Raw genomic sequence first — 18,936 nt, forward strand, 5'->3', positions numbered from 1 at the left:
GTCAGAGACCGGTGCCGATCGACTGCGCGTCCGACTGCATCTGCTTCACGGCGTCCTCGCCGGAGACGTCACCGCGCGAGGCCTGCTCGACGAGCCCGTCGATCGAGGCCGCGACCTGCTCCCAGGTCGGCACGGCCGGCGGCGACTGCGCCTCCTGGAGCTGCTCGCCGAAGACCTTGAGCTGCGGGTCGCTCGAGAGCTCGCCGGTGTCCCAGGCGGACTGGACGGACGGCAGGTCGCCGACCTCGTCGTAGAAGTCCTGCTGGACGTCGGGCTCGCTCAGCCACTGCACGAGCTTCCAGGCGCCGTCGGCGTTGTCGGTGTCCTTGAAGACGGCGAGGTTGCCGCCACCGACGAACGACGTGCCGATGCCGTCGTCCTTGCCGGGCAGCGGTGCCACGGCGTACTGGCTGTCGTCGAGGCCGGCGTCCTCGACCAGGCCGGTGTGCCACGGCCCGGAGATGAACGCACCGAACGTGCCGTCGGCGAAGCCGCTCTCCAGCTCGCCCGGGTCGAGGGTGCGCGTCATCGAGAGCCCGTCGTCGAAGTAGGACGTGTAGTAGTCGAGCGCCTCGGCCATCTGTGGCGAGTCGATCGTGTACTCGGTCCCCTCGTCGTTGGTCAGGGCTGCGCCGTCGGTCCAGGCGAACGGCAGGTAGCTCTGCCAGGAGCCGGTCTGGCCGGGCTGCAGGTTCAGGCCGTACTTCGCGCCGCCCTTGGACTCGAGGTCCCGGGCGAACTGCTTGAGGTCGTCCCAGCTCGTCGGAGGCTCGGACCAGCCGGCCTTCTGGGCGAGATCCTTGCGGTAGAAGAGCACCCGCGTCTCGACGTACCAGGGCACGCCGTACGCCGTCCCGCCCACCTCGGTCGACGACTTGGCACCGGGGAAGAAGTCGGCGTCGTCGACGAGACCCTCGGGCGTCGGCATCAGGCCGCCGGCCTCGGCGAACTCGGCCGTCCAGGTGGTGCCGACCAGGCTCACGTCGGGACCCTTGCCGGCCGCGATGGCGGTGGAGATCTTGTCGTGCGCGGACTCCCACGGGACCGCGGTGACCTCGACGTCGGCGTCGGGGTTGGCCTCCTCGAAGGCGTCGACGAAGTCGCCGAGCTTCTCCCCCTCGGTGCCCATCGCCCAGACCTCGATCGTCCCGGTGGCCTTGCCGTCGGAGATCGCATCGCTCTGCGCCTCGCCCCCGGCGCCCGCGTCGTCGCTGCGTCCGCAGGAGGTGAGGAGCAGGCCGGCGACGGCGAGCCCGGCGATGGTGGCGGTGGTGCGCTTCATGAAGGGTCCTTCCCGAGGGTGGTGGTGCGGCGGATCACGAGCTCCGTGGGGAGCTCGTCGTGACGTGGCTGGGTGCGGCTGCCCGAGATGAGCTCGTCGAGGAGCCGGGCGGCGGTGGCACCGAGCTGGCGCATCGGCTGGCGCACGGTCGTGAGGCCGGCGTACCGAGCGGCCATCACGTCGTCCCAGCCGGTCACCTTGACCCGGCCGGGGATGTCGACGCCGGCCGCCTGTAGCCGGCCGAGCATGCCGAGCGCGAGCTCGTCGTTGGCGCAGACGAAGGCGTCGGGCAGGGCGCGGGTGAGGTAGTCCCCGACGAGGTGCGCGCCAGCGGTCTCGTCGAGGTCGTCGACGTGGTGGAGCTCGACATTGGTTGATACCTCCTGGACCCCGGCGAAGCGCTCGGCCACGTCGGGGGAGGTCGAGGGGTCCCCGACGAAGACCAGGCGGTGGGCGCCGAGGTCCAGGAGGTGCTGGGTGAGCGCGCGAGCGCTGGTGCGGCTCTCCGCGTTGACGGAGTCCACGCCGCCGACGGGCGGACGGGCGACGAGCACGACGTTGGCGCCGCGGGCGGCGAGCCGCTCGACGCTCTCGTCGGAGACGGTCCGGCCGAGGATGACCAGCCCGTCGCAGCGCTCGGCCATGGCCTGCACGGCGTCGTCCGCGTCGTCGCGGCCGCGGGTCGAGAGGATCAGCACGGACCGGCCGAGCTCGGCGGCCACCGTCTCGTAGCCGAGCACGACCTCGGCGTAGTAGGGGCCGGAGAGGTCCGGGAAGACGATGCCGTTGGCGGCGTGCCGCCGCTCCGCGAGCTGGCGACCGAGCTGGCTGGGCACGAACTCGAGGGCGCTGGCCGCGGCCCGGACGCGGTCGCGGGTGGCCGGGCGGACGGCGTCGGAGTCACGCATCACCCGCGAGACCGTGGCGATGGAGACGCCCGCCTCACGTGCTACGTCGCGGATCGTGGCCCGCATCCGTCCGTCACCTCCCGAGTGATGAAACCGGTTACAGAGAGTCCCTACCCGGGTGTTACCACGGTCACACCTCCCACTTCCATCCTTTACCTTCGACCCCTCGTCGGTCGTCGTGGCGGGGTACTCCCTGACGGAACGGTTCTCGCCGAGCGAGAAACCCAGCCGTTCCGTCAGGGACTACCCCGACGATGGAGGCATGACCCGGTTGGACGAGGCCCGCGCGACGTACGAGGTGGCGGTCGGGGCGTTCCTCGACCTGGTGGCCCAGGTGCCGCTCGAGAGGTACGCCGGGCCCGGGCTCGGCAACTGGGACCTGCGGGCGCTGATCGGGCACACCGGTCGCTCGCTGGTCACCGTGGCGACGTACCTGGCCACGCGAGCCGAGGCGGTCGACACCGAGGACGCCGCCGACTACTTCGCCGTCGTCAACCGGCTCGCCCACGGCGCCAACCGCGACGCGATCCACCAGCGCGGGATCGAGGCCGGCGTGGCCCTGGGTGACGACCCGGTCGCGACCCTGCACGCCCAGCGCGAGGACGCCGAGCTGGCGCTCGACATGCTCGAGGGCGAGGACGCCGTGGTCACGACCGCGGGCGGCGGGATGCGGGTCAGCGACTACCTGCCGACGCGGATCTTCGAGCTGACCGTGCACTGCCTCGACATCGCCCGCGCCACCGGCCTCGACTTCGAGCCGCCGGCCGAGGCGCTCGCCGACACGCTCGCCCTGGCCAGCGCCAGCGCGCTGCGCCAGGGACTGGGCGTCGAGGTGCTGCTCGCGCTCACCGGCCGCCAGCCGCTGCCCGAGGGCTCCTCGGTCGTCCCCTGACCCCCGCCGAGTCCGGACTCTTGGTCAGTCGAATCGGGAGTTCTGGTCAGCGCCGGTGACCAGAACTACCGACTCGGGTGACCAGAAGTCCCGATTCGACCGTCAGGCGAGGGACCAGACGCCGGGCTGGCCCTTGGTCATCACGCCCTCGGAGACCAGGGCCTGGCGGGCGCGGCGGGCGGCGTAGCGCCACCGCAGCTCGCCCTCGGGAGTCTTGTCGTGGTCGGCCGGGGTCAGCCGCTCGGCCATCGCCGCCTCGAGCGCGTCGAAGAGGTCGTCCTGGTCGAGGCTGCCGCCGTGCTCGCGCAGCACCTCGAGGATGTCGAGCCGGAAGGCGTCCGGCGGTGTCCACTTCCGGGGTACGGCGCGGGCCGGCTCGGCCGTCGGGGCCACCTTGCGGCGCGTCACCGGCGTCGCCCGCGGCGTGCTCGCGCGGGACGCAGCCGGGGGCGGCGGGGGCGGGGGGTTGCCGTGGATGCAGGTGCTCCGCGGGAGGTCACACAGGTCGCAGTACTCCGGCTCGCTCATCGTCTCCCAGAGTAGCCGTAGGCTTCGGACGTGGACGAGGAGAGTCGTACGGCGACCGGCACCCTGGACGGCATGCCGGCCCATCTCGAGCTCACCGACGAGCGGCTCGTCGTCCGGATCGGCGACGAGGCGGTGCCGCGCCACGACGTGCCGTTCCACCGGATCACCCAGGTCGAGGAGCAGGTCGGGATGGTGACCGGCTACCTGACCGTCTGGGTCGGCGAGGACCGGCTGGTGTTCTCCCGGGTCCCCAAGGCCGACGTCCGGCCGATGGCCGCCGCGCTGCGCACCCTGGTCGCGCACGCCGGGCCGGCCCCCGACGAGCCCCCGGCCGCGGGCCACGCGCCGACCGCGATCGAGGAGCTCGAGCGGCTGGGGCGACTGCACGACTCGGGCGTGCTCACCGACGACGAGTTCGCCGAGGCGAAGCGCAAGCTGCTCGACCGGCTCTGACCCACTCAGTGCGCGTGCACCACGAACGGTGCCGTCACCACGGTCCCGTCGGCCAGCCGCAGCTGGGCCCACAACCGGTAGGCACCGGGCACGTCGAAGCGCACGTGCAGGTCCAGGTCGGGCCCGAACGTCGTACCCGGCAGCGCCTGCACCGGTCGGCCGCGGCCGTCGAACGTCTCCGCGTGCCGGTGCTGGAAGCGGCTCCCGTCCGCGCGCATCACCACGACGTGCCCGGCCGCGCCCAGGTAGGGCTGGAGGTCGTCGGGCCCGTGCAGGGTGAGGTCACTGGTCTCGCCGACCCGCGCGTCGCCCTCGAGGGTGACGGTCACGCCGTCGACCGTCGCGCTGCGCACGTCACCGGCGGGGACGGCCACCGCGGGCGGCGGCGTGCCGGCCACCGTGACGTCGTGCTCGTCGAGCACGTCGGCCAGCTGGCCCTGCTCGCGCACCTCGGTGCGCAGCGCGTAGGTGCCCGCCGTCGGGAAGGTCGCCCGGACCTCGAAGACGCCCGGCTCCCCCGTCGGCTCCGGGTGCAGGTGCGCGAACGTGCCGAGGTCGGACCGCGTGACGATCAGGTGCATCCACACCTGGTGGGTGCGCACCAGCTCGCCGCCGGTCACCGTGACGCGGATCGTCGCCGGCACCCCCGGGCGTAGGTCGTCGGGCACGTCGTACGCGATCTCGAGGCCGGCGTCGCGCGCGCTCACCGGCGGGATGTCGGTCTCCTCGAGGACGCTCATCTGCGGGTGCATCGGCATGCCCATGCCCTCCTGAAAGGCGAGGACACCGTTCATGCCGCGCTCGGCCTGGTCGGTGCGGCTGAGCCAGGTGAACCCGACGCCGATCGCGACCGCGAGCACGGCGATCCCGGCCAGGTAGGCCCCGTCCGCCAGCCGCCCCCGGGAGGGCTTGCGGAGCCGCAACGCGTTGGTCACGACGCTGACCGAGCTCATCGCCATCGCGGCGCCCGCGAGCACCGGGTCGAGGAGCAGGCCGTCCCACCAGTAGAGGGCGCCGGCCGCGACCGGGATCAGCAGCACGTTGTAGGCGAACGCCCAGACCAACCCCTGCTTGATCGTCGTGACCGTGCGCCGGGAGAGCTCGATGGCGGAGACGACGCCACCCAGGTCACCACCCACCAGGGTGACGTCGGAGGCGGCGACCGCCACGTCGGTGCCGGTGCCGATCGCGATGCCCAGGTCGGCGCGCGCCAGCGCCGGGGCGTCGTTGACCCCGTCGCCCACCATCGCCACGACGTGCCCGGCGGCCTGGAGCTCCGCGACGCGGTCGGCCTTGTCGGCGGGGCGTACGTCGGCCAGCACGTGGTCGATCCCGACCTCGGCCGCGACGGCGCGGGCCGTCGCCTCGTGGTCCCCGGTGACCATCCAGACCTCGAGGCCGAGATCCTTCAGGGCGGCGACCGCACCGGCCGAGGTGGCCTTCACGGTGTCGGCGACCTCGACGCTGCCGGCGTACGCACCGTCGACCGCGACCAGGACGCTGGTGCCGTCGGCGTCGACGTCGTGGGCGGCCAGGTGGGCCGCGTTGCCGACGAGGACGGCGCGCCCGCCGACCTCGGCCAGCACGCCGTAGCCGGGGGCGGAGTCGAAGGTGGAGACGGTCGGCAGGTCGAGGCCGCGCTCGTGGGCGCCGCGGACGATCGCCTCGCCGACGGGGTGCTCGCTGCCGACCTCGGCCGCTGCCACCAGCGCGAGCAGGTCGTCCGGGTGCCAGCCGCCGACAGCGGTGACACCCACCAGCGCAGGACGGCCGCGGGTGATGGTGCCCGTCTTGTCGAGCACGACCGCCGTGGTGCGACGGGCCGTCTCCAGCGCCAGCCCGTCGCCGATCAGGATGCCCAGCTCGGCGGCTCGCCCCGTCCCGACCATGACCGCGGTCGGGGTCGCCAGGCCGAGCGCGCACGGGCAGGCGATGATCAGCACGGCGACCGTCGTACCGATCGCCAGCGTCAGGCGGTCGCCTTCGGGCCCGAACGCCAGCCAGCCCAGGAACGTCACGAGCGCGACCAGCAGCACGGCCGGCACGAACCACGCCGAGACCCGGTCGGCGAGCCGCTGCATCGGCGGCGCCGACGCCTGGGCCTCCTCCACGAGGCGGACGATCTGCGCAAGCGTGCTGTCGCCGCCGACGGCGGTGGTGCGGACGACGAGGGAGCCCGTGGTGTTGACGGTCGCACCGATGACGGCGGCGCCGACCGTCTTGTCGACGGGCACGCTCTCGCCGGTCAGCATCGACTCGTCGACCGCCGACCGGCCGTCGGTGACGACGCCGTCGACCGGCACCTTCTCGCCGGGCCGCACCCGCACGAGGTCGCCGACCACGACCTGCTCGAGGGGTACGTCGACCTCCGAGCCGCCGATGAGGACCCGCGCGGTCGCGGGGGCGAGGTCGACGAGCGCGCGCAGCGACGACGCGGTGCGCTTCTTCGCCTTCAGCTCCAGCCAGCGCCCCATCAGGATCAGCGCGACCACGATCAGGGCGCTCTCGAAGTAGAGGTGCAGCGGCAGCCCCCACCGCTCGGCCAACCCGGGCCAGAGGGTGACGAACGCGCCGTACCCGTAGGCGACGCCGGTGCCGAGCGCGACCAGTGTGTCCATGCTCGTCGTGCGGTGCTTCAGGTTGACCCAGGCCTGGCGGTAGATGTCCTGTCCGGCCCAGAACTGCACGACCGTCGCCACCACGAGCAGCAGCGGCATCAGCCAGTCCATGGTGTCGACGTAGAGCGGCAGGTACATCACCGCCATGAACGCCAGGCCGGTCACGAGCGCGACCTGCCAGCGCCGGCGCAGCCGCGCGATCTCGGTGTCCCGGCGCGCGTCGAGGGCGGCCAGGTGGTCGGCGCCCGGGTCGGGCGCGCGGCCCGGTCGTGGCTCGTCGGTGTAGACCTCGGGCATCGACGGGCGCCGCAGGGTGCCGGCGTACCCCGCCTTCTCGACGGCGGCGGTGAGCGCTGCGGCGTCGACGGCGCGCGGGTCGTAGGTCACCGCGGCGCTCTCCGTGGCCAGGTTGACCGACGCGTCGACGACGCCGTCCACCCTCGTCAACGCCTTGGCGACGCGGTTGACGCAGGACGCGCAGGTCATCCCCTCGATGTCGAGGGTGGACTCGGTCAGTGTCTCGGTCACGCCTCCAAGGTACCCCCCAGGGGTATATGCCTCAACCCCCTCAGACGGTCTGAGGTACCTGGGACGACGTACGCCGACGCGATCTACGCCGTACGCCCGATGTGACGGGGTTCCTCAGACGAGCACCTTGGGACCACTGATCCCAGACCTACCCAGGAAGTGATGACGATGATCGCCTCGATCTCGATCGCCGACCCGACCACCGCCCTGATGCTCGCCGCCCTCGACGTCGACCAGTACGGCGCGGTGCGCAGCGCACGCAGCGGCCTGCGTCGCCGTCAGCGCCGGTTCCAGCGGCACGCGCGGCTCCGCAAGCAGCTGGCCTGATCCCTGGTCTGACGCCTACCAGCGGCCGTGGACCGCTGCCCGGAAGTGCTCGTCGTAGATGCGGCGGACGCCCTTGAACAGCGGCTTGGGCAGCGGGTCGGCGTCGCCGGAGGCGGCGTTGGCCCGCGCCTGGCCGGCGTTGCGGGCACCCGGGATCACCGTGGTGACGCCCGGCTGCTGCCAGGCCCACGCGAGCGCCACCTCGGCCGGGCTGAGCCCGGTCGGACCGACCTCGTCGATGAGCTCCACGAACTCGCGAGCCGCCTGCACCCCGGTCGCGTAGTCCACCCCCGAGAAGGTCTCCCCCACGTCGAACGCGCTGCCGTCGCGGTTGTAGGTGCGGTGGTCGTCGGCGGCGAAGGTGGTGCGCTCGTCGTACTTCCCCGACAGCAGGCCGGAGGCCAGCGGCACCCGCGCGATGATCGCGACCCCGGCCTCCTGCGCCGCCGGCAGCACCGCGTCGAGCGGCTTGAGCCGGAACGCGTTGAGGATGATCTGGATCGACGCGACGTGCGGTCGCGCGATCGCCGACAGCGCCTGGTCGCAGGTCTCGACGCTGAGCCCGTACGCCGCGATCGCGCCCTCCTCCACCAGCGTGTCGAGGGCGTCGTACGTCGCGTCCGCGTCGACGGTCGCGCTCGGCGGGCAGTGCAGCTGCACCAGGTCGAGGGTGTCGACGCCGAGGTTGCGCCGCGACCGGTCGGTCCACGCGCGGAAGTTGTCGAGCGAGTAGTTCTGGGGCACCTGGTCCATCCGGCGGCCCATCTTGGTGGCGACCGTGATGCCGTCGTGCTCCTTGAGGAACGTCCCGATGACCTGCTCGCTGCGCCCGTCGCCGTACACGTCGGCGGTGTCGAAGAACGTCACGCCGGCCTCGACCGAGGCCTCGAGCACCGCGAGGGCGTCCCCCTCGGAGACATCACCCCAGTCCGCGCCGAGCTGCCAGGTGCCGAGCCCGATCACCGAGACGTCGTGGTCAGTCCTACCGAGGCGTCGTTGCTCCATGCGCCAAGTCTGTCAGCACCCGCACGTCGCGAGCGACCTGCTGCTGCTGACGCTGCCGCAGCCCGGCCAGCCGGTGCTGCTTCTCGGCGAGCGACAGGGTGCGCCAGGCACGACGCCGGTCCGTGGTGGTCTGCATGTCCCCGAGGAGCGGCCCGTCCGCACCCAGATACCTCGGGCTCACCCCGCGCTCACCTCGCCTCGCGGACGTAGCCGGTCGTCATCTGCCACCGCATGCCCGGGGTGGCCCGGATCCTCAGCGTGTCCTGGCCGGGAGCCAGCGCCATGTCGTACCACCCGATGGTGCGCGGCTCGTCCGGGGAGCTCACGTCATCGTCGTAGCAGTAGAGGGCCGAGCCGTCGGGCCAGCGGATCCGGCCGGGCGTGAAGCAGGCGACCGAGGTGGTCACCGCGTGCATCCCGTCCGGGCGCGGTCCCAGGTCGATGGTCTGGGCGCCGGTGCCGGTGTGGACCGGATCGACGGTCCGGGCCGGCTCGGAGGTCGCCGAGGGTGCGACCGGGTCCACCCCTCGACCGCCGAACGTGCCGTCGCCGGTGGGTCGCAGGAGGGCGCCGGCCGCGGCGACGAGCACGACGCCCGTCCCGGCCGCGACGGCGATCCGGCGACGACGACGCCGCGTGACCCTGGCGCGCACCTGCTCGAACCGATCGCCGCGGTCGGGCAGGTCGGGTGGGAGGGAACGGAGCCGGTCGACGACCGGGTCGGCGCTCGGGTTCATCGGCGTTCGACCTCCTCCAGGTGGCCCAGGGCGTCGCGCAGCTTCGCCAGTCCCTTGGCGCTCTGGCTCTTCACGGTGCCCGTCGAGCTGTTCATGATCTCGGCGACGTCCTCCACGGAGAGGTCGTCGAAGTAGCGCAGCACCACGGCCTGGCGCTGACGGACCGGGAGGGTGGCCAGGGCCGACGCCAGCACCACCCGCTCCTCGACCCTGGCGTGCTCGTCGTCCCCGGAGCCGGCCAGGGTGACGACGTCGTCGGTCGGGAGCTCGCCGTGCCACCGCCGCGACCGCCAGCTGGCATGGGTGCGGACCATGACCGTGCGCACGTAGGCGTCCGGCCGGCCGGCGCCGACCTTGGCCCAGTGCGGCCAGGTGCGGGCCAGGGCGGTCTGCAGCAGGTCCTCGGCGGCGGCGGTCTCGCCGGTGAGCATCCACGCCGTACGCAGCAACGACGCCGAGCGTGCCTCGACGAAGTCCCGGAACCCGACCGGCTCTGCCACACGTCCTCCTCTGGGTGTCAGAGACTAGAACCGGCTGGACCCCGCCATCGGTTGCCTCTCCCGGTCAGGGTTTGCGGCAGACGAACCCGAAGACGGTGATCGCCGAGAACGCCCAGCCGGCCTCGGCCGCCGCGGCCTGGCTGCGGAGCGCCTCCTCGGCCTGCTCGCGGGCGAGAGTCCCGTCGGCGACGGCCTGCTCGGCGGCGAGCCGCGACATGTGCGAGCCCATCAGCACGTCCTGGGGGTAGACCAGCGCCGACGAGCCGACGTCGGGGTCGACCTCGAGCCCCGCCGTGAGCGCCTGCCGCGGCAGGTGACGCGCGGCCATCGGGTTCGCGATCTGGGACATGAACGCGTCGAGCATCGCTCGGCTGACCGCCGGGTCGATGTCGGACTCGACCCGCGACGCGTGGTCGGAGTCGAGCAGCAGGGCCCGGCCCCCGGGCCGCAGCACCCGGGCGATCTCGGTGACCGCGGCCTGCGCGTCGGGCACGTGCTGGAGGACCCGCTCGCACCACACGACGTCGACGCTCGCGTCGGGCAGCGGCAGCTCGGTCGCGAGCCCCTGGCAGAACTCCACCTCGATGCCGGCCGCCGCACAGCGCTCCTCCGCGACCCGGCGCAGCATCCCGTTGGGCTCGATGCCGAGCACCCGCCCGTCCGGACCGGCCACCCGGGCGAGCCGCCGCGTCATCGTGCCGGTCCCGCTCCCGACGTCGACGCAGCTGTCCCCGCGCCGTACGTCGGCCGCGGCCAGCGCCCAGGCTCGCAGCCGCTCGATCGACGGGGCTGCGTCCTGGGCGTCGAGCACGCTCACCATGGCGTGCACGGCGTCCGCGTCGACGGTCCCGGGACGGAACGCGGTCCCGAGCGTGAAGGACGTGCCGCTCACCTCGCCCATGCTCATCCTTCGAGGTTCCTCCTCCCCCGCTGTCGGCGCCAGCGATTCGGTGAACGCCGAGGTGGGGTGCATGCGAGCATCCAGTCGTGCGTCTCCGTGCCTCGGGCCTCATCACCCTCGTTCTCGTGCTGTCCGCGCTCGCGGCGTCGTCGGCCAGCGCGGCTCCGGCACCTCCGGACGACTGGCACGGTTCGAAGACGGTCATGCCGTCGGCGTACGCCTGGCTCAACGACTACACCCCGGAGGTCGACTACGACCTCCTCGTGATCCGCGGCCTGACGGCCGGCCAGGTGCGGCACCGGTTGGGCACCGTGAAGCGTCGGCTGACCGACCTCACACCGTCGGAGGCGGAGTCGTGGGTGGACGACCACACCGACGACCGGTTCTACACGGCACCGGCCGTGGCCCAGGTGGCCCGGCGCGGGCCGGCCGTCATCGTCTACGTCCCGTACTGGGGGCAGTCCGACAAGACGATCAAGAAGCTCTCCCGTGGCGGCCTCGCCGTCCACTTCACCACCACGGTCGAGCTGGACACCTACCTCACGGTCGCTCGCCGGGGAACGATCGTTCGCTGGTTCGACGCCGGGTTCCGACCTCCCCGCAACGGCGCTCTCCCCGAAGAGGAGGGCCTCGACTGGGGCGCCCGCCACCAGAACATCTGGGCCACGGCGTGGGCGTTCATGGAGCGGGTGTCGCGCATCCACATCAGCGAGGAATGGTTCGACCTCGACCATCCGACGTACGTCTTCCGCGGCACCGGCCCGTAGCCGCAACCCCGACACCGAGGGCACACTCGGTCCATGGCGTACGACGAGGCGCTGGCCGACGAGCTCCGCGAGATCACGACCGGCCTGCCGGGCATCAGCGAGAAGAAGATGTTCGGCGGCCTGGCCTTCCTCGTGCACGGCAACATGGCCGTCGCGGCCAGCAGCACGGGCGGGCTGCTGCTCCGGGTGCCGCCCGAGCGCACCGAGGAGCTGCTCGCCGAGCCGCACACGGACGAGTTCGTGATGCGGGAGCGCACGATGGCCGGCTGGCTACGGATCGATCCGCCCGGCCTCGCGACGCCGGCCGACATCGATCGGTGGGCGCAGATCGGCCTCAGCCACGCCGCGTCGCTGCCCCCGAAGCAGCCGGGCCCGACGTAGCGCACCCGACGCAGGTCGTCGCCGTCGGCCGCACCTCCAGCCGGCCGGGAGGGATCTCCTCGCCGCAGACCGCACACACGCCGTACGTGCCCTGCGCGACCCGCTCCAGCGCCGCGTCGACCTCGCGCAGCTGCTCCTCGGCCTGGTGCACCAGGGCGCCCGCCTGCGAGCGCTCGAACGCGATCGTCGCGCCCTCCGGGTCGTGCTCGTCGTCGGCGTTCGTGTCCTTCGACGCCTCCACGAAGCCGCGGTAGTCGCCCCGGAGGTCGACCAGCCGTCGCTCGGTGCGTCGGCGCTCCTGCTCCAGCCGTTCCTGGGCGGTCACCGGCGCTCCAGCAGCGTCAGCACCTCGTAGTGACCCGTGTTGGGGAACATGTCGAGCAGCTGCCCGCGCACCGGTCGCAGTGACGGCATCGCCGCCAGGTCGGCGGCCAGCGTCGTGGCGTTGCAGCTGGAGTAGAGGACGTGCTCGACGCCCGAGGACTCGAGCCAGCCGCTCAGCTCCGGCCCGATCCCCCGGCGCGGCGGGTTCACCACCACCAGGTCGGGCGGCGCCGCGGCCCGGACGGCGTACGCCGTCGCGTCGCCGGCCTCGAAGCGCACGTCCGACAGACCTAGCTCGGCCGCGGTCAGCGACGCGCTCGCCACCGCCTCGCGACTGACCTCGATGCCGGTCACGGCGACGCCCGGCCGCGCCAGCGACAGTGCGAAGCCGCCGACGCCGCAGTAGAGGTCCCAGATCGACGCCGCCGCCAGGTCACCGGTCCAGGCGCGGGCCCGCTCGTACAGCTCGGCGGCCATCACGGTGTTCGTCTGGAAGAAGCTCTGCGGCCGCAGGTGCAGGTCGAGACCGGCGACCCGCATCAGCAGCGTCTCCTGCTCGGTCAGCACGATCTCGCGCTCGCCCTCGAGCACCGCCTTGTGCTCCGGCTGGAGGTTGACCGACGCGACGACCATCGCGGGCAGCGCCGCCTGCAACGCCGGCAGGTGCTTGCGGATCCGGGCGCCCGGCTCCTGCGAGCGCAGCACGAAGCGCACCATCAGCCCGCCGTCCGGCGACTCCGTCACCAGCAGGTGCTTGAGCTCGCCGCGTCGCGCCGGCACGTCGTACGGCGTGAGCGCGGCCGTGCGCACGAAGTCGGCCAGCAGCGGGAGGGCCGCCCGGATGCCCGGGGTGTGCAGCGGGCAGTCCCGCAGGTCGACCCCGCTGCCCGCCGCGTCGAGGATCCCCAGCGTCGGCTCGTCGACCGTCCCCGTCACGACCATCTTGGCCTTGTTGCGGAAGCCCAGCTGGGCGCTCGCGACCGGCGCTTCCCAGGCCAGGTCCGTGCCCACGAGCGCCGCGACCTGGCGCTGCTTGTCGTCCAGCTGCGCGTCGTACGGCAGACCCAGCCAGCTGCACGAGCGGCACCGACCGGCGTCGAAGTGGTGGCAGAGGGTCGCGGTCATGGCCCGCCCAGGCTACGACCGCGAGCCAGGTCACACCGATCCGTCGACGGTTGTCGGAATCAACCAGTCCGGCGTGGGGTTGCCTACGGCATGACGTCCGCCCTCGAACGCCGTACCGACTACCGCCTCACCTTCCTGGTGCTGTGCGTCGGTGTCGCGTCCTTCTCCTTGCTCCAGTCGATGGTCAACCCGGTGCTGCCGACCATCCAGGCCGCGCTCCACACCGACCAGGCGACCGTCACGTGGGTGCTGACGGCCTACCTCGTGTCCGCCTCGATCTTCACCCCGATCATCGGCCGGGTCGGCGACAAGGTCGGTAAGGAGCGGATGCTCGTCGTCGCGCTCGGCGCGCTCGCCGTCGGCTCGCTGCTGGCTGCGGTCGCCGGCACGATCGGCGTGCTGATCGCCGCGCGGGTCATCCAGGGCATCGGCGGCGGCGTGCTGCCGCTGACCTTCGGCATCATCCGCGACGAGTTCCCCCGCGAGAAGGTCGCCTCGGCGATCGGCATGGCGGCCGCGCTGCTCGCCGTCGGCGGCGGCGTCGGCCTCGTGATCGCCGGCCCCCTGGTCGACGCACTCAGCTACCACTGGCTGTTCTGGATCCCGATGGCGATGACCGTCGTCGCAGCGATCGCCGCGGCCGTCTGGGTCCCCGAGTCCCCGGAGCGCACGCCGGGCCGGATCAACGTCGCCACGGCGTTCCTCATGTCGACCTGGCTGGTCGCCCTGCTGGTCGGCGTCAGCCAGGGCCACCACTGGGGCTGGACGTCGGGCAAGGTCATCGGGCTGTTCGTGATCGCCGCAGTCATGCTGCCCGTCTGGGTGATCGCCGAGGCCCGCAGCAAGGAGCCGCTGATCGACATGCAGATGATGCGGATCCCCACCGTCTGGACCGTCAACCTGGTCGCCCTGCTCTTCGGCATGGGCATGTACGCGATGTTCGCCTTCGTGCCGCAGTTCCTCCAGACCCCCGAGGTGGCGGGCTACGGCTTCGGTGTCAGCGTGAGCGAATCCGGTCTGCTGCTGCTGCCGCAGACGGTCGCGACCTTCATCGGCGGCATCGCGGCGGGCCGGCTCGCCGCCCGCTTCGGCTCCAAGGCCCTGCTCGTCGTGGGCGCCACCCTGACCGCTGTCGGCACCTTCGGGATGGCGTTCGCGCACAGCGAGCTCTGGATGGTGATCATCGAGACCTCGATCCTCGGCCTCGCCTTCGGCCTCGCGTTCGCCGCGATGTCCAACCTGGTCGTCGCGGCGGTTCCGCAGAGCCAGACCGGCGTCGCCAGCGGCATGAACACCAACATCCGCACCGTCGGCGGCGCCATCGGGTCGGCGGTCATCGCCACGGTCGTCACCAGCAACCTGCTCCCGATCGGCGTGCCGACCGAGTCCGGCTACACCCACGGCTTCCTGCTGCTCGCGATCACCTCGACGGCCGCTGCCGTGGTCTCCGTGCTGGTGCCGGTCGTCAAGGCCGCGACGCACGTCGTGCCCGGCCCCCAGGCGGAGGCCGAGCACGACGCGGTGGCGACGACTACCGCTTGAGCTGTGCGTCCGTGATCAGGTCACGGAGCGTGCCCAACCGGTCCTGACCGGTGACGGACCTGCGCGCCGCGGCGGCGGGTGCCGTCGCGTCCGGCGGCGGCACCGGCTCGCACTGCACGTCGGAGCGGTTGCCGCGCACCCGGTCCGGCAGCGCGCCGGTCAGCAGGTAGTCGGCGATCCGGTCGTCGGTGCAGGCCACGCCCGAGAGCGACCCGGCGTGCGTCGTCCCGCCCACGCCCTCGATCAGGACGGAGCGCGGGAACCGCTTGCGCACCTCCAGCGCTCCGGCGTACGGCGTCGCCGCGTCCTCGGTCTCCGAGATCAGCAGCATCGACGGGGCGTGCTTGCCGGTCACGTCCACCGGCCGCGCCGACGGCGCCGCCCAGTCCAGGCACGGCGTGTTGTACCAGGTGTTGTTCCAGGCCAGGAAGGGTGCGTAGGAGTCGATCCGCCAGGCGTCCCTCTCCCACGTCTTCCACTTCGACGGCCAGGGTGCGTCGGAGCACTGCACGGCGAGGTAGTTGGCGTAGGTGTTGTCCGAGCCGGCCCCGGTCGGGTCGCCGTAGTAGTCCTTCGCCGGTCCGAGGTCGCCGTCGGCGGCCGCCACCAGCACGTGGGCGACGGAGTCCCAGTCGTAGACGTAGTAGGCGGCACCCACGAACACGTCGTTCCAGTCCGCGGCGCCGAAGTCGGGCTCCGGGTGCGCCGTCAGCTGGTCGAGCGTGTCGTAGTAGACGTCGCGCACGGCCTCTCCGTCGGTGCCGAGGCCGTACGCCGCGTCGTTGTCGGCGATCCAGTCGAAGAACGTGTCGATGTTCTTGTCGAACTGCTTCTCCTGCTCGAGGTTCGCGTCGTACCAGACGTCCGTCGGGTTGACCACGCCGTCGAGCACGAACCGGCGCACCCGCTCGGGGTAGGTGGTCGCGTAGACCTGGGCGAGGTAGGTGCCGTAGGAGAAGCCGTAGAAGTTGATCTTCGAGGCCCCCAGCGCCTTGCGGATCGTGTCCATGTCGCGGACCCAGTCGGTGGTGTGGGTGTGCCGCAGCAGCGCGCCGCCCGCGGCCGCACAGTCGTCGGCGTACGACGTCGACTTGGCCCACCAGTACTCGCGCACGCCGCGGTGGTCCGGGACGTACGCCGGGCGACCGGGCGCGAAGTAGTCGGGGTCGCAGCTGAGCGACGGCACGCTCCGGCCGACTCCGCGCGGGTCGAAGCCGATCCAGTCGTAGGGGTCGCCGCCGCCGTTCGGCACGGCCGCGCCGAGCCGGGCGAGCCCGAGGCCGGAGCCGCCGGGGCCGCCGGGGTTGACGAGCATCGGGCCCTGGGCGGCAGCATCAGAGGTCTTGTGGGCGATCTTCGAGACCGCCAGCTGGATCTTCTGCCCGCCCGGCCTGGCGTAGTCGAGCGGGACGGTGAGCATCCCGCAGGTGGCGCCGGCGTTGCGCAGGCTGGCGGTCGGGCAGTCGCCCCACTGGATCGGCGGCGGGGTGTAGGCAGGCGTGCCGTGGTGATGGCCCTTCGCGTGGTGCGCCTTCGCGTGGTGGCCCTTCGGGTGGTGCTGCGGTGCAGCCGTGGCACCGCCGGCGCTCAGACCGAGGCCCACGAGGGCAACGGCGGCGAGCGCGCTGGTCAGCTTCCTCATCGAGGTTCCTTCCCGAGACGTGGCCGGGGCCCGACGCGGTCGCGTCGGGCCCCGGTGGAGCGTTGGAGCGGGACGATCAGTTGACCCGGATCGTCATGATCCCCTTCTTGTCGTTGGTGGAGAGCACCCGGATGGTGGTGCCCGTGCCACCGACGATCACGCTGCCGAGGGGGTTGTCCTCGTCGTAGTACGCGTAGGGATCGGTGTCGTCGAACACCTTCTTCGGCGCCTGCGCCTTCTGCACCAGCGTCGTGCGCTGGGTGCCGCCGGACGTGGCGACCTCCCGGTGCAGGCTCAGCGCCGGGGTCTTCTCGAGACCGAACGTCGCGTCGTACGACTGGATGCGGTTGCGGGCGACGGTGCCGTCACTCCAGGTCAGCGCGTCGCCGTGGGCGTCGACGGGCAGGGCCTCGCCGCCGCCCGGGTGCTGGCTGGTGTTGTTGTCGGAGTAGAGCGAGTTCGCGTACCAGACCAGCAGGCCGTTCTGGTACGGGAAGTGCTCGACCTTGTCGGGCTTCGTGACGAGCCAGCCGAAGTTGTACGGGCCCTTCTTGAGGGTGCTGTCGTAGCCGGCGTACTGCCGGTTCTCGGCCAGGTAGTAGTGCTCGTACGGCACGGTGTAGCTGCCGTTCGTGACCACGACGAACCCGTCCTTGGTCCAGGTGGGCGCGTCGTCCTCGACACCGGTCGTCAGCGCCGAGCCGACCGCGATGTCGTCGACCTTGAAGCCGAACTCGTGGAACGCGGCGTCGTTGAACATCCGGAACCGCAGCTTCACGGCCTGGCCGGAGTACGCCGACAGGTCGGCGGTCAGGTCGACCCAGGCGTCGCCGCTGTCACCGGTGATGCCCTCGCCGTCGTTCTGGTTGTTGGGGTCGGTGTTGGTCGACAGGTTGGTGTGCACCGGGGTGAAGCTGGTGCCACCATTGGTCGAGACCTCGGCGTACGCGTAGTCCCAGTCGGTCTCGATGTTGTAGTTGACCTTCGCGGTGAGCTGGCCGCCCGCGGGGACGGTGAAGCTCGGGCTCGTCACGGTCGCGTTGCGGTCGTCGCCCTGGCCGGAGTAGAAGTACTTCGACCCCGACGCCGCGTCACCCATGTCGATCTTCTCCTGCCCCGGGGGCAGGTTCACCAGCACGGCCTGGGCGTTCTTGGTCGCGTGGTACGACGGGCCCATCTTGACCTCGGCACGACGGCCGGCGGCCACCTGGGCGTAGTCGAGCCAGCCCAGGAACAGCTTCTCGGTCGCACCCATGTGGTTGGGGGTGGTGCCGATCGCGTTGCCCGGGTCGCTCATCCAGGAGCCGGAGCTCATCAGGTTCCAGAAGCCGGTGCCGTTCTCGCCGCCGGAGGTGTCGTAGTAGTCCGGCAGACCGAGGTCGTGGCCGAACTCGTGGGCGAAGACGCCCAGGCCGCCGTTCTCGGGCTCGGTCGTGTAGTCGCGGATCCAGATGCCGGTGTTGGCGATCTGGATGCCGCCCTTCTTGGCGCCTCCGACCGGGCCGGTGTTGGCGTTGGGGTTGACCGACCACCGGTGCGACCAGATCGCCCACTCCGGAGCGCCGGCCTCCTCGCCCTCACCGGCGTGGATCGCCTGGAAGTGGTCGATGTAGCCGTCGGGCTCGTTGAAGTTGCCGTCGTTGTCGTAGTCGAAGCGGTCCCAGATGTCGAAGGACTTGAGGTAGGCCTTGATCTCGGCGTCGCTCTTGCCGGCCGCCTTCTGGGCGTTGTACCAGGCGGTCGCGCTGTCGGTGATGAAGCGCGTCATGTCCTGGTTGGACTCGGTCTGGCCGTAGCTGGCCTCGTTGTTGGGGACCGTCACCCAGTTGCTGACGTCGCCCTCGAGGTCGAAGCGACCGCTGGACATCTCCTTGTAGATGCCCTTGAACGACTCGCCGTCCTGCTCGGGCATGCCGTTGAAGAACATGTCGAGGTAGTGCTGGCGGTCGAAGGTCGGCTTCCAGTACGTGCTGTTGTCGTCAGGTCCCGGCTGCGGGATCTGACCGGCCGAGGGGCCGGCAGGCGCGGTCGGGAAGCGCGGGTCGACGGTGTTGCCGAAGCCGACCAGGAAGGTGAGCAGCTGGGCCGTCTCCTGGGTGCCGTACTCGACCCACTGGTTGTCGCCGACCTTGACGGCCTTCGACCCGCCACGGGTCTGCACGTCGCGCTTGCCGGTGGCGACGAGGTCGACACCCTTCTGCTTGAGCTCCCGGCGCTTGGTCTCGCGCGGGTCGTTGCGGTCGTCCTTCTTGTGGTGACCTGGCTGCTGGGCGCCTGGGACCGAGTCGGCCGACGGGGTCGCCGTGGCCTGACCGGGCATGACGACGGCCGCGAGCGAAAGGCTCGCGGCCGCAGCAAGGACGCCCGAGATGCGTCGCTTCAACGTATTTCCTCCGAGAGGTTGGCAGCGTCCCCGAGTGGACGCCGTGTGGACCCCGATGTCCACGTTTGGCACCTCATCACGACGATTCCTCTC

At 71.8% G+C, this 18,936-nt stretch carries 19 protein-coding genes; 6 read left to right on the forward strand and 13 right to left on the reverse strand.

What is annotated here, in order from left to right:
- Nucleotide 1 precedes the first annotated feature (1 nt).
- Nucleotides 2-1,282, reverse strand: a complete 1,281-nt coding sequence (locus tag ACFPYL_RS23470) for a sugar ABC transporter substrate-binding protein (protein WP_379160405.1) — start codon at nucleotides 1,280-1,282, stop codon at nucleotides 2-4.
- Nucleotides 1,279-2,256 carry a LacI family DNA-binding transcriptional regulator gene (locus ACFPYL_RS23475; protein WP_379160408.1) on the reverse strand — a complete coding sequence of 326 codons (978 nt, stop codon included), beginning with the start codon at nucleotides 2,254-2,256 and terminating at the stop codon, nucleotides 1,279-1,281. Before ACFPYL_RS23475 ends, ACFPYL_RS23470 begins: the two co-directional genes overlap by 4 nt.
- Before the next feature lie 196 nt (nucleotides 2,257-2,452).
- Here ACFPYL_RS23475 and ACFPYL_RS23480 point away from each other — a divergent pair, with 196 nt between their 5' ends.
- Entirely contained in the window at nucleotides 2,453-3,082 is a 630-nt protein-coding gene (locus ACFPYL_RS23480; protein WP_379160411.1) for a maleylpyruvate isomerase N-terminal domain-containing protein, read from the forward strand.
- A gap of 102 nt (nucleotides 3,083-3,184) precedes the next feature.
- Here ACFPYL_RS23480 and ACFPYL_RS23485 read toward each other — a convergent pair whose 3' ends face one another.
- Complete coding sequence (locus ACFPYL_RS23485) at nucleotides 3,185-3,610, reverse strand: hypothetical protein (RefSeq protein WP_379160413.1); 426 nt, start codon at nucleotides 3,608-3,610, stop codon at nucleotides 3,185-3,187.
- A gap of 30 nt (nucleotides 3,611-3,640) precedes the next feature.
- Between ACFPYL_RS23485 and ACFPYL_RS23490 the strand changes: the two genes are divergently transcribed.
- On the forward strand, nucleotides 3,641-4,063 hold the full coding sequence (locus tag ACFPYL_RS23490) for an SHOCT domain-containing protein (protein WP_379160416.1): 423 nt from the start codon (nucleotides 3,641-3,643) through the stop codon (nucleotides 4,061-4,063).
- Between the two features lie 5 nt (nucleotides 4,064-4,068).
- On the opposite strand, the gene ACFPYL_RS23495 is transcribed toward ACFPYL_RS23490, so the two are convergent.
- Nucleotides 4,069-7,209: a heavy metal translocating P-type ATPase gene (locus ACFPYL_RS23495; RefSeq protein ID WP_379160419.1), complete on the reverse strand. Its 3,141-nt coding sequence runs from the start codon at nucleotides 7,207-7,209 to the stop codon at nucleotides 4,069-4,071.
- A gap of 162 nt (nucleotides 7,210-7,371) precedes the next feature.
- Between ACFPYL_RS23495 and ACFPYL_RS23500 the strand changes: the two genes are divergently transcribed.
- Nucleotides 7,372-7,536, forward strand: a complete 165-nt coding sequence (locus tag ACFPYL_RS23500) for a hypothetical protein (protein ID WP_379160422.1) — start codon at nucleotides 7,372-7,374, stop codon at nucleotides 7,534-7,536.
- Nucleotides 7,537-7,551: 15 nt separating this feature from the next.
- Here ACFPYL_RS23500 and ACFPYL_RS23505 read toward each other — a convergent pair whose 3' ends face one another.
- From ACFPYL_RS23505 to ACFPYL_RS23525, 5 genes are all read right to left on the reverse strand, one after another.
- Nucleotides 7,552-8,541 (reverse strand): aldo/keto reductase, encoded by a 990-nt coding sequence (locus tag ACFPYL_RS23505; RefSeq protein ID WP_379160425.1) that lies wholly within the window; start codon nucleotides 8,539-8,541, stop codon nucleotides 7,552-7,554.
- Nucleotides 8,519-8,722: a hypothetical protein gene (locus ACFPYL_RS23510; protein WP_379160428.1), complete on the reverse strand. Its 204-nt coding sequence runs from the start codon at nucleotides 8,720-8,722 to the stop codon at nucleotides 8,519-8,521. Before ACFPYL_RS23510 ends, ACFPYL_RS23505 begins: the two co-directional genes overlap by 23 nt.
- Nucleotides 8,723-8,729: 7 nt before the next feature.
- A complete protein-coding gene (locus tag ACFPYL_RS23515) occupies nucleotides 8,730-9,278 on the reverse strand; it encodes a hypothetical protein (protein WP_379160431.1) in 549 nt (182 codons plus the stop codon).
- A complete protein-coding gene (locus tag ACFPYL_RS23520; RefSeq protein ID WP_379160434.1) occupies nucleotides 9,275-9,778 on the reverse strand; it encodes a SigE family RNA polymerase sigma factor in 504 nt (167 codons plus the stop codon). The genes ACFPYL_RS23515 and ACFPYL_RS23520 overlap by 4 nt, the downstream gene beginning before the upstream one ends.
- Before the next feature lie 64 nt (nucleotides 9,779-9,842).
- Complete coding sequence (locus ACFPYL_RS23525; protein ID WP_379160437.1) at nucleotides 9,843-10,679, reverse strand: methyltransferase domain-containing protein; 837 nt, start codon at nucleotides 10,677-10,679, stop codon at nucleotides 9,843-9,845.
- An 86-nt stretch (nucleotides 10,680-10,765) separates the two neighbouring features.
- Here ACFPYL_RS23525 and ACFPYL_RS23530 point away from each other — a divergent pair, with 86 nt between their 5' ends.
- Together ACFPYL_RS23530 and ACFPYL_RS23535 are read left to right on the forward strand one after the other, a co-directional pair.
- Nucleotides 10,766-11,446 carry a DUF6461 domain-containing protein gene (locus tag ACFPYL_RS23530; protein ID WP_379160440.1) on the forward strand — a complete coding sequence of 227 codons (681 nt, stop codon included), beginning with the start codon at nucleotides 10,766-10,768 and terminating at the stop codon, nucleotides 11,444-11,446.
- Nucleotides 11,447-11,479: 33 nt separating this feature from the next.
- On the forward strand, nucleotides 11,480-11,827 hold the full coding sequence (locus ACFPYL_RS23535; RefSeq protein ID WP_379160443.1) for a TfoX/Sxy family protein: 348 nt from the start codon (nucleotides 11,480-11,482) through the stop codon (nucleotides 11,825-11,827).
- On the opposite strand, the gene ACFPYL_RS23540 is transcribed toward ACFPYL_RS23535, so the two are convergent.
- Complete coding sequence (locus ACFPYL_RS23540; protein ID WP_379160446.1) at nucleotides 11,781-12,152, reverse strand: TraR/DksA family transcriptional regulator; 372 nt, start codon at nucleotides 12,150-12,152, stop codon at nucleotides 11,781-11,783. The genes ACFPYL_RS23535 and ACFPYL_RS23540 overlap by 47 nt on opposite strands.
- On the reverse strand, nucleotides 12,149-13,276 hold the full coding sequence (rlmC, locus tag ACFPYL_RS23545) for a 23S rRNA (uracil(747)-C(5))-methyltransferase RlmC (protein ID WP_379160449.1): 1,128 nt from the start codon (nucleotides 13,274-13,276) through the stop codon (nucleotides 12,149-12,151). The genes ACFPYL_RS23540 and rlmC overlap by 4 nt, the downstream gene beginning before the upstream one ends.
- Before the next feature lie 90 nt (nucleotides 13,277-13,366).
- Here rlmC and ACFPYL_RS23550 point away from each other — a divergent pair, with 90 nt between their 5' ends.
- Nucleotides 13,367-14,818, forward strand: coding sequence for an MFS transporter (locus ACFPYL_RS23550; RefSeq protein ID WP_379160452.1), 1,452 nt, complete (start codon nucleotides 13,367-13,369; stop codon nucleotides 14,816-14,818).
- On the opposite strand, the gene ACFPYL_RS23555 is transcribed toward ACFPYL_RS23550, so the two are convergent.
- The gene (locus ACFPYL_RS23555) at nucleotides 14,808-16,460 is read right to left on the reverse strand and encodes an alpha/beta hydrolase (protein ID WP_379160454.1); all 1,653 of its coding nucleotides are present in this window, start codon (nucleotides 16,458-16,460) and stop codon (nucleotides 14,808-14,810) included. The two genes, ACFPYL_RS23550 and ACFPYL_RS23555, sit on opposite strands and share 11 nt — an antisense overlap.
- A gap of 76 nt (nucleotides 16,461-16,536) precedes the next feature.
- Nucleotides 16,537-18,843, reverse strand: coding sequence for an immune inhibitor A domain-containing protein (locus tag ACFPYL_RS23560; RefSeq protein ID WP_379160457.1), 2,307 nt, complete (start codon nucleotides 18,841-18,843; stop codon nucleotides 16,537-16,539).
- Nucleotides 18,844-18,936: the final 93 nt, after the last annotated feature.

Source organism: Nocardioides hankookensis (assembly GCF_042658885.1).
Classification (GTDB): Bacteria; Actinomycetota; Actinomycetes; order Propionibacteriales; family Nocardioidaceae; genus Nocardioides; species Nocardioides hankookensis.

Excerpts from the sequence above, each read along its gene's own strand:
- ACFPYL_RS23475 (WP_379160408.1), bottom strand. The coding sequence starts at position 2,256 with ATGCGGGCCACGATCCGCGACGTAGCACGTGAGGCGGGCGTCTCCATC.
- ACFPYL_RS23555 (WP_379160454.1), bottom strand. The coding sequence starts at position 16,460 with ATGAGGAAGCTGACCAGCGCGCTCGCCGCCGTTGCCCTCGTGGGCCTC.
- ACFPYL_RS23535 (WP_379160443.1), top strand. The coding sequence starts at position 11,480 with ATGGCGTACGACGAGGCGCTGGCCGACGAGCTCCGCGAGATCACGACC.
- rlmC (WP_379160449.1), bottom strand. The coding sequence starts at position 13,276 with ATGACCGCGACCCTCTGCCACCACTTCGACGCCGGTCGGTGCCGCTCG.
- ACFPYL_RS23470 (WP_379160405.1), bottom strand. The coding sequence starts at position 1,282 with ATGAAGCGCACCACCGCCACCATCGCCGGGCTCGCCGTCGCCGGCCTG.
- ACFPYL_RS23500 (WP_379160422.1), top strand. The coding sequence starts at position 7,372 with ATGACGATGATCGCCTCGATCTCGATCGCCGACCCGACCACCGCCCTG.
- ACFPYL_RS23485 (WP_379160413.1), bottom strand. The coding sequence starts at position 3,610 with ATGAGCGAGCCGGAGTACTGCGACCTGTGTGACCTCCCGCGGAGCACC.
- ACFPYL_RS23515 (WP_379160431.1), bottom strand. The coding sequence starts at position 9,278 with ATGAACCCGAGCGCCGACCCGGTCGTCGACCGGCTCCGTTCCCTCCCA.
- ACFPYL_RS23550 (WP_379160452.1), top strand. The coding sequence starts at position 13,367 with ATGACGTCCGCCCTCGAACGCCGTACCGACTACCGCCTCACCTTCCTG.
- ACFPYL_RS23505 (WP_379160425.1), bottom strand. The coding sequence starts at position 8,541 with ATGGAGCAACGACGCCTCGGTAGGACTGACCACGACGTCTCGGTGATC.
- ACFPYL_RS23480 (WP_379160411.1), top strand. The coding sequence starts at position 2,453 with ATGACCCGGTTGGACGAGGCCCGCGCGACGTACGAGGTGGCGGTCGGG.
- ACFPYL_RS23525 (WP_379160437.1), bottom strand. The coding sequence starts at position 10,679 with ATGGGCGAGGTGAGCGGCACGTCCTTCACGCTCGGGACCGCGTTCCGT.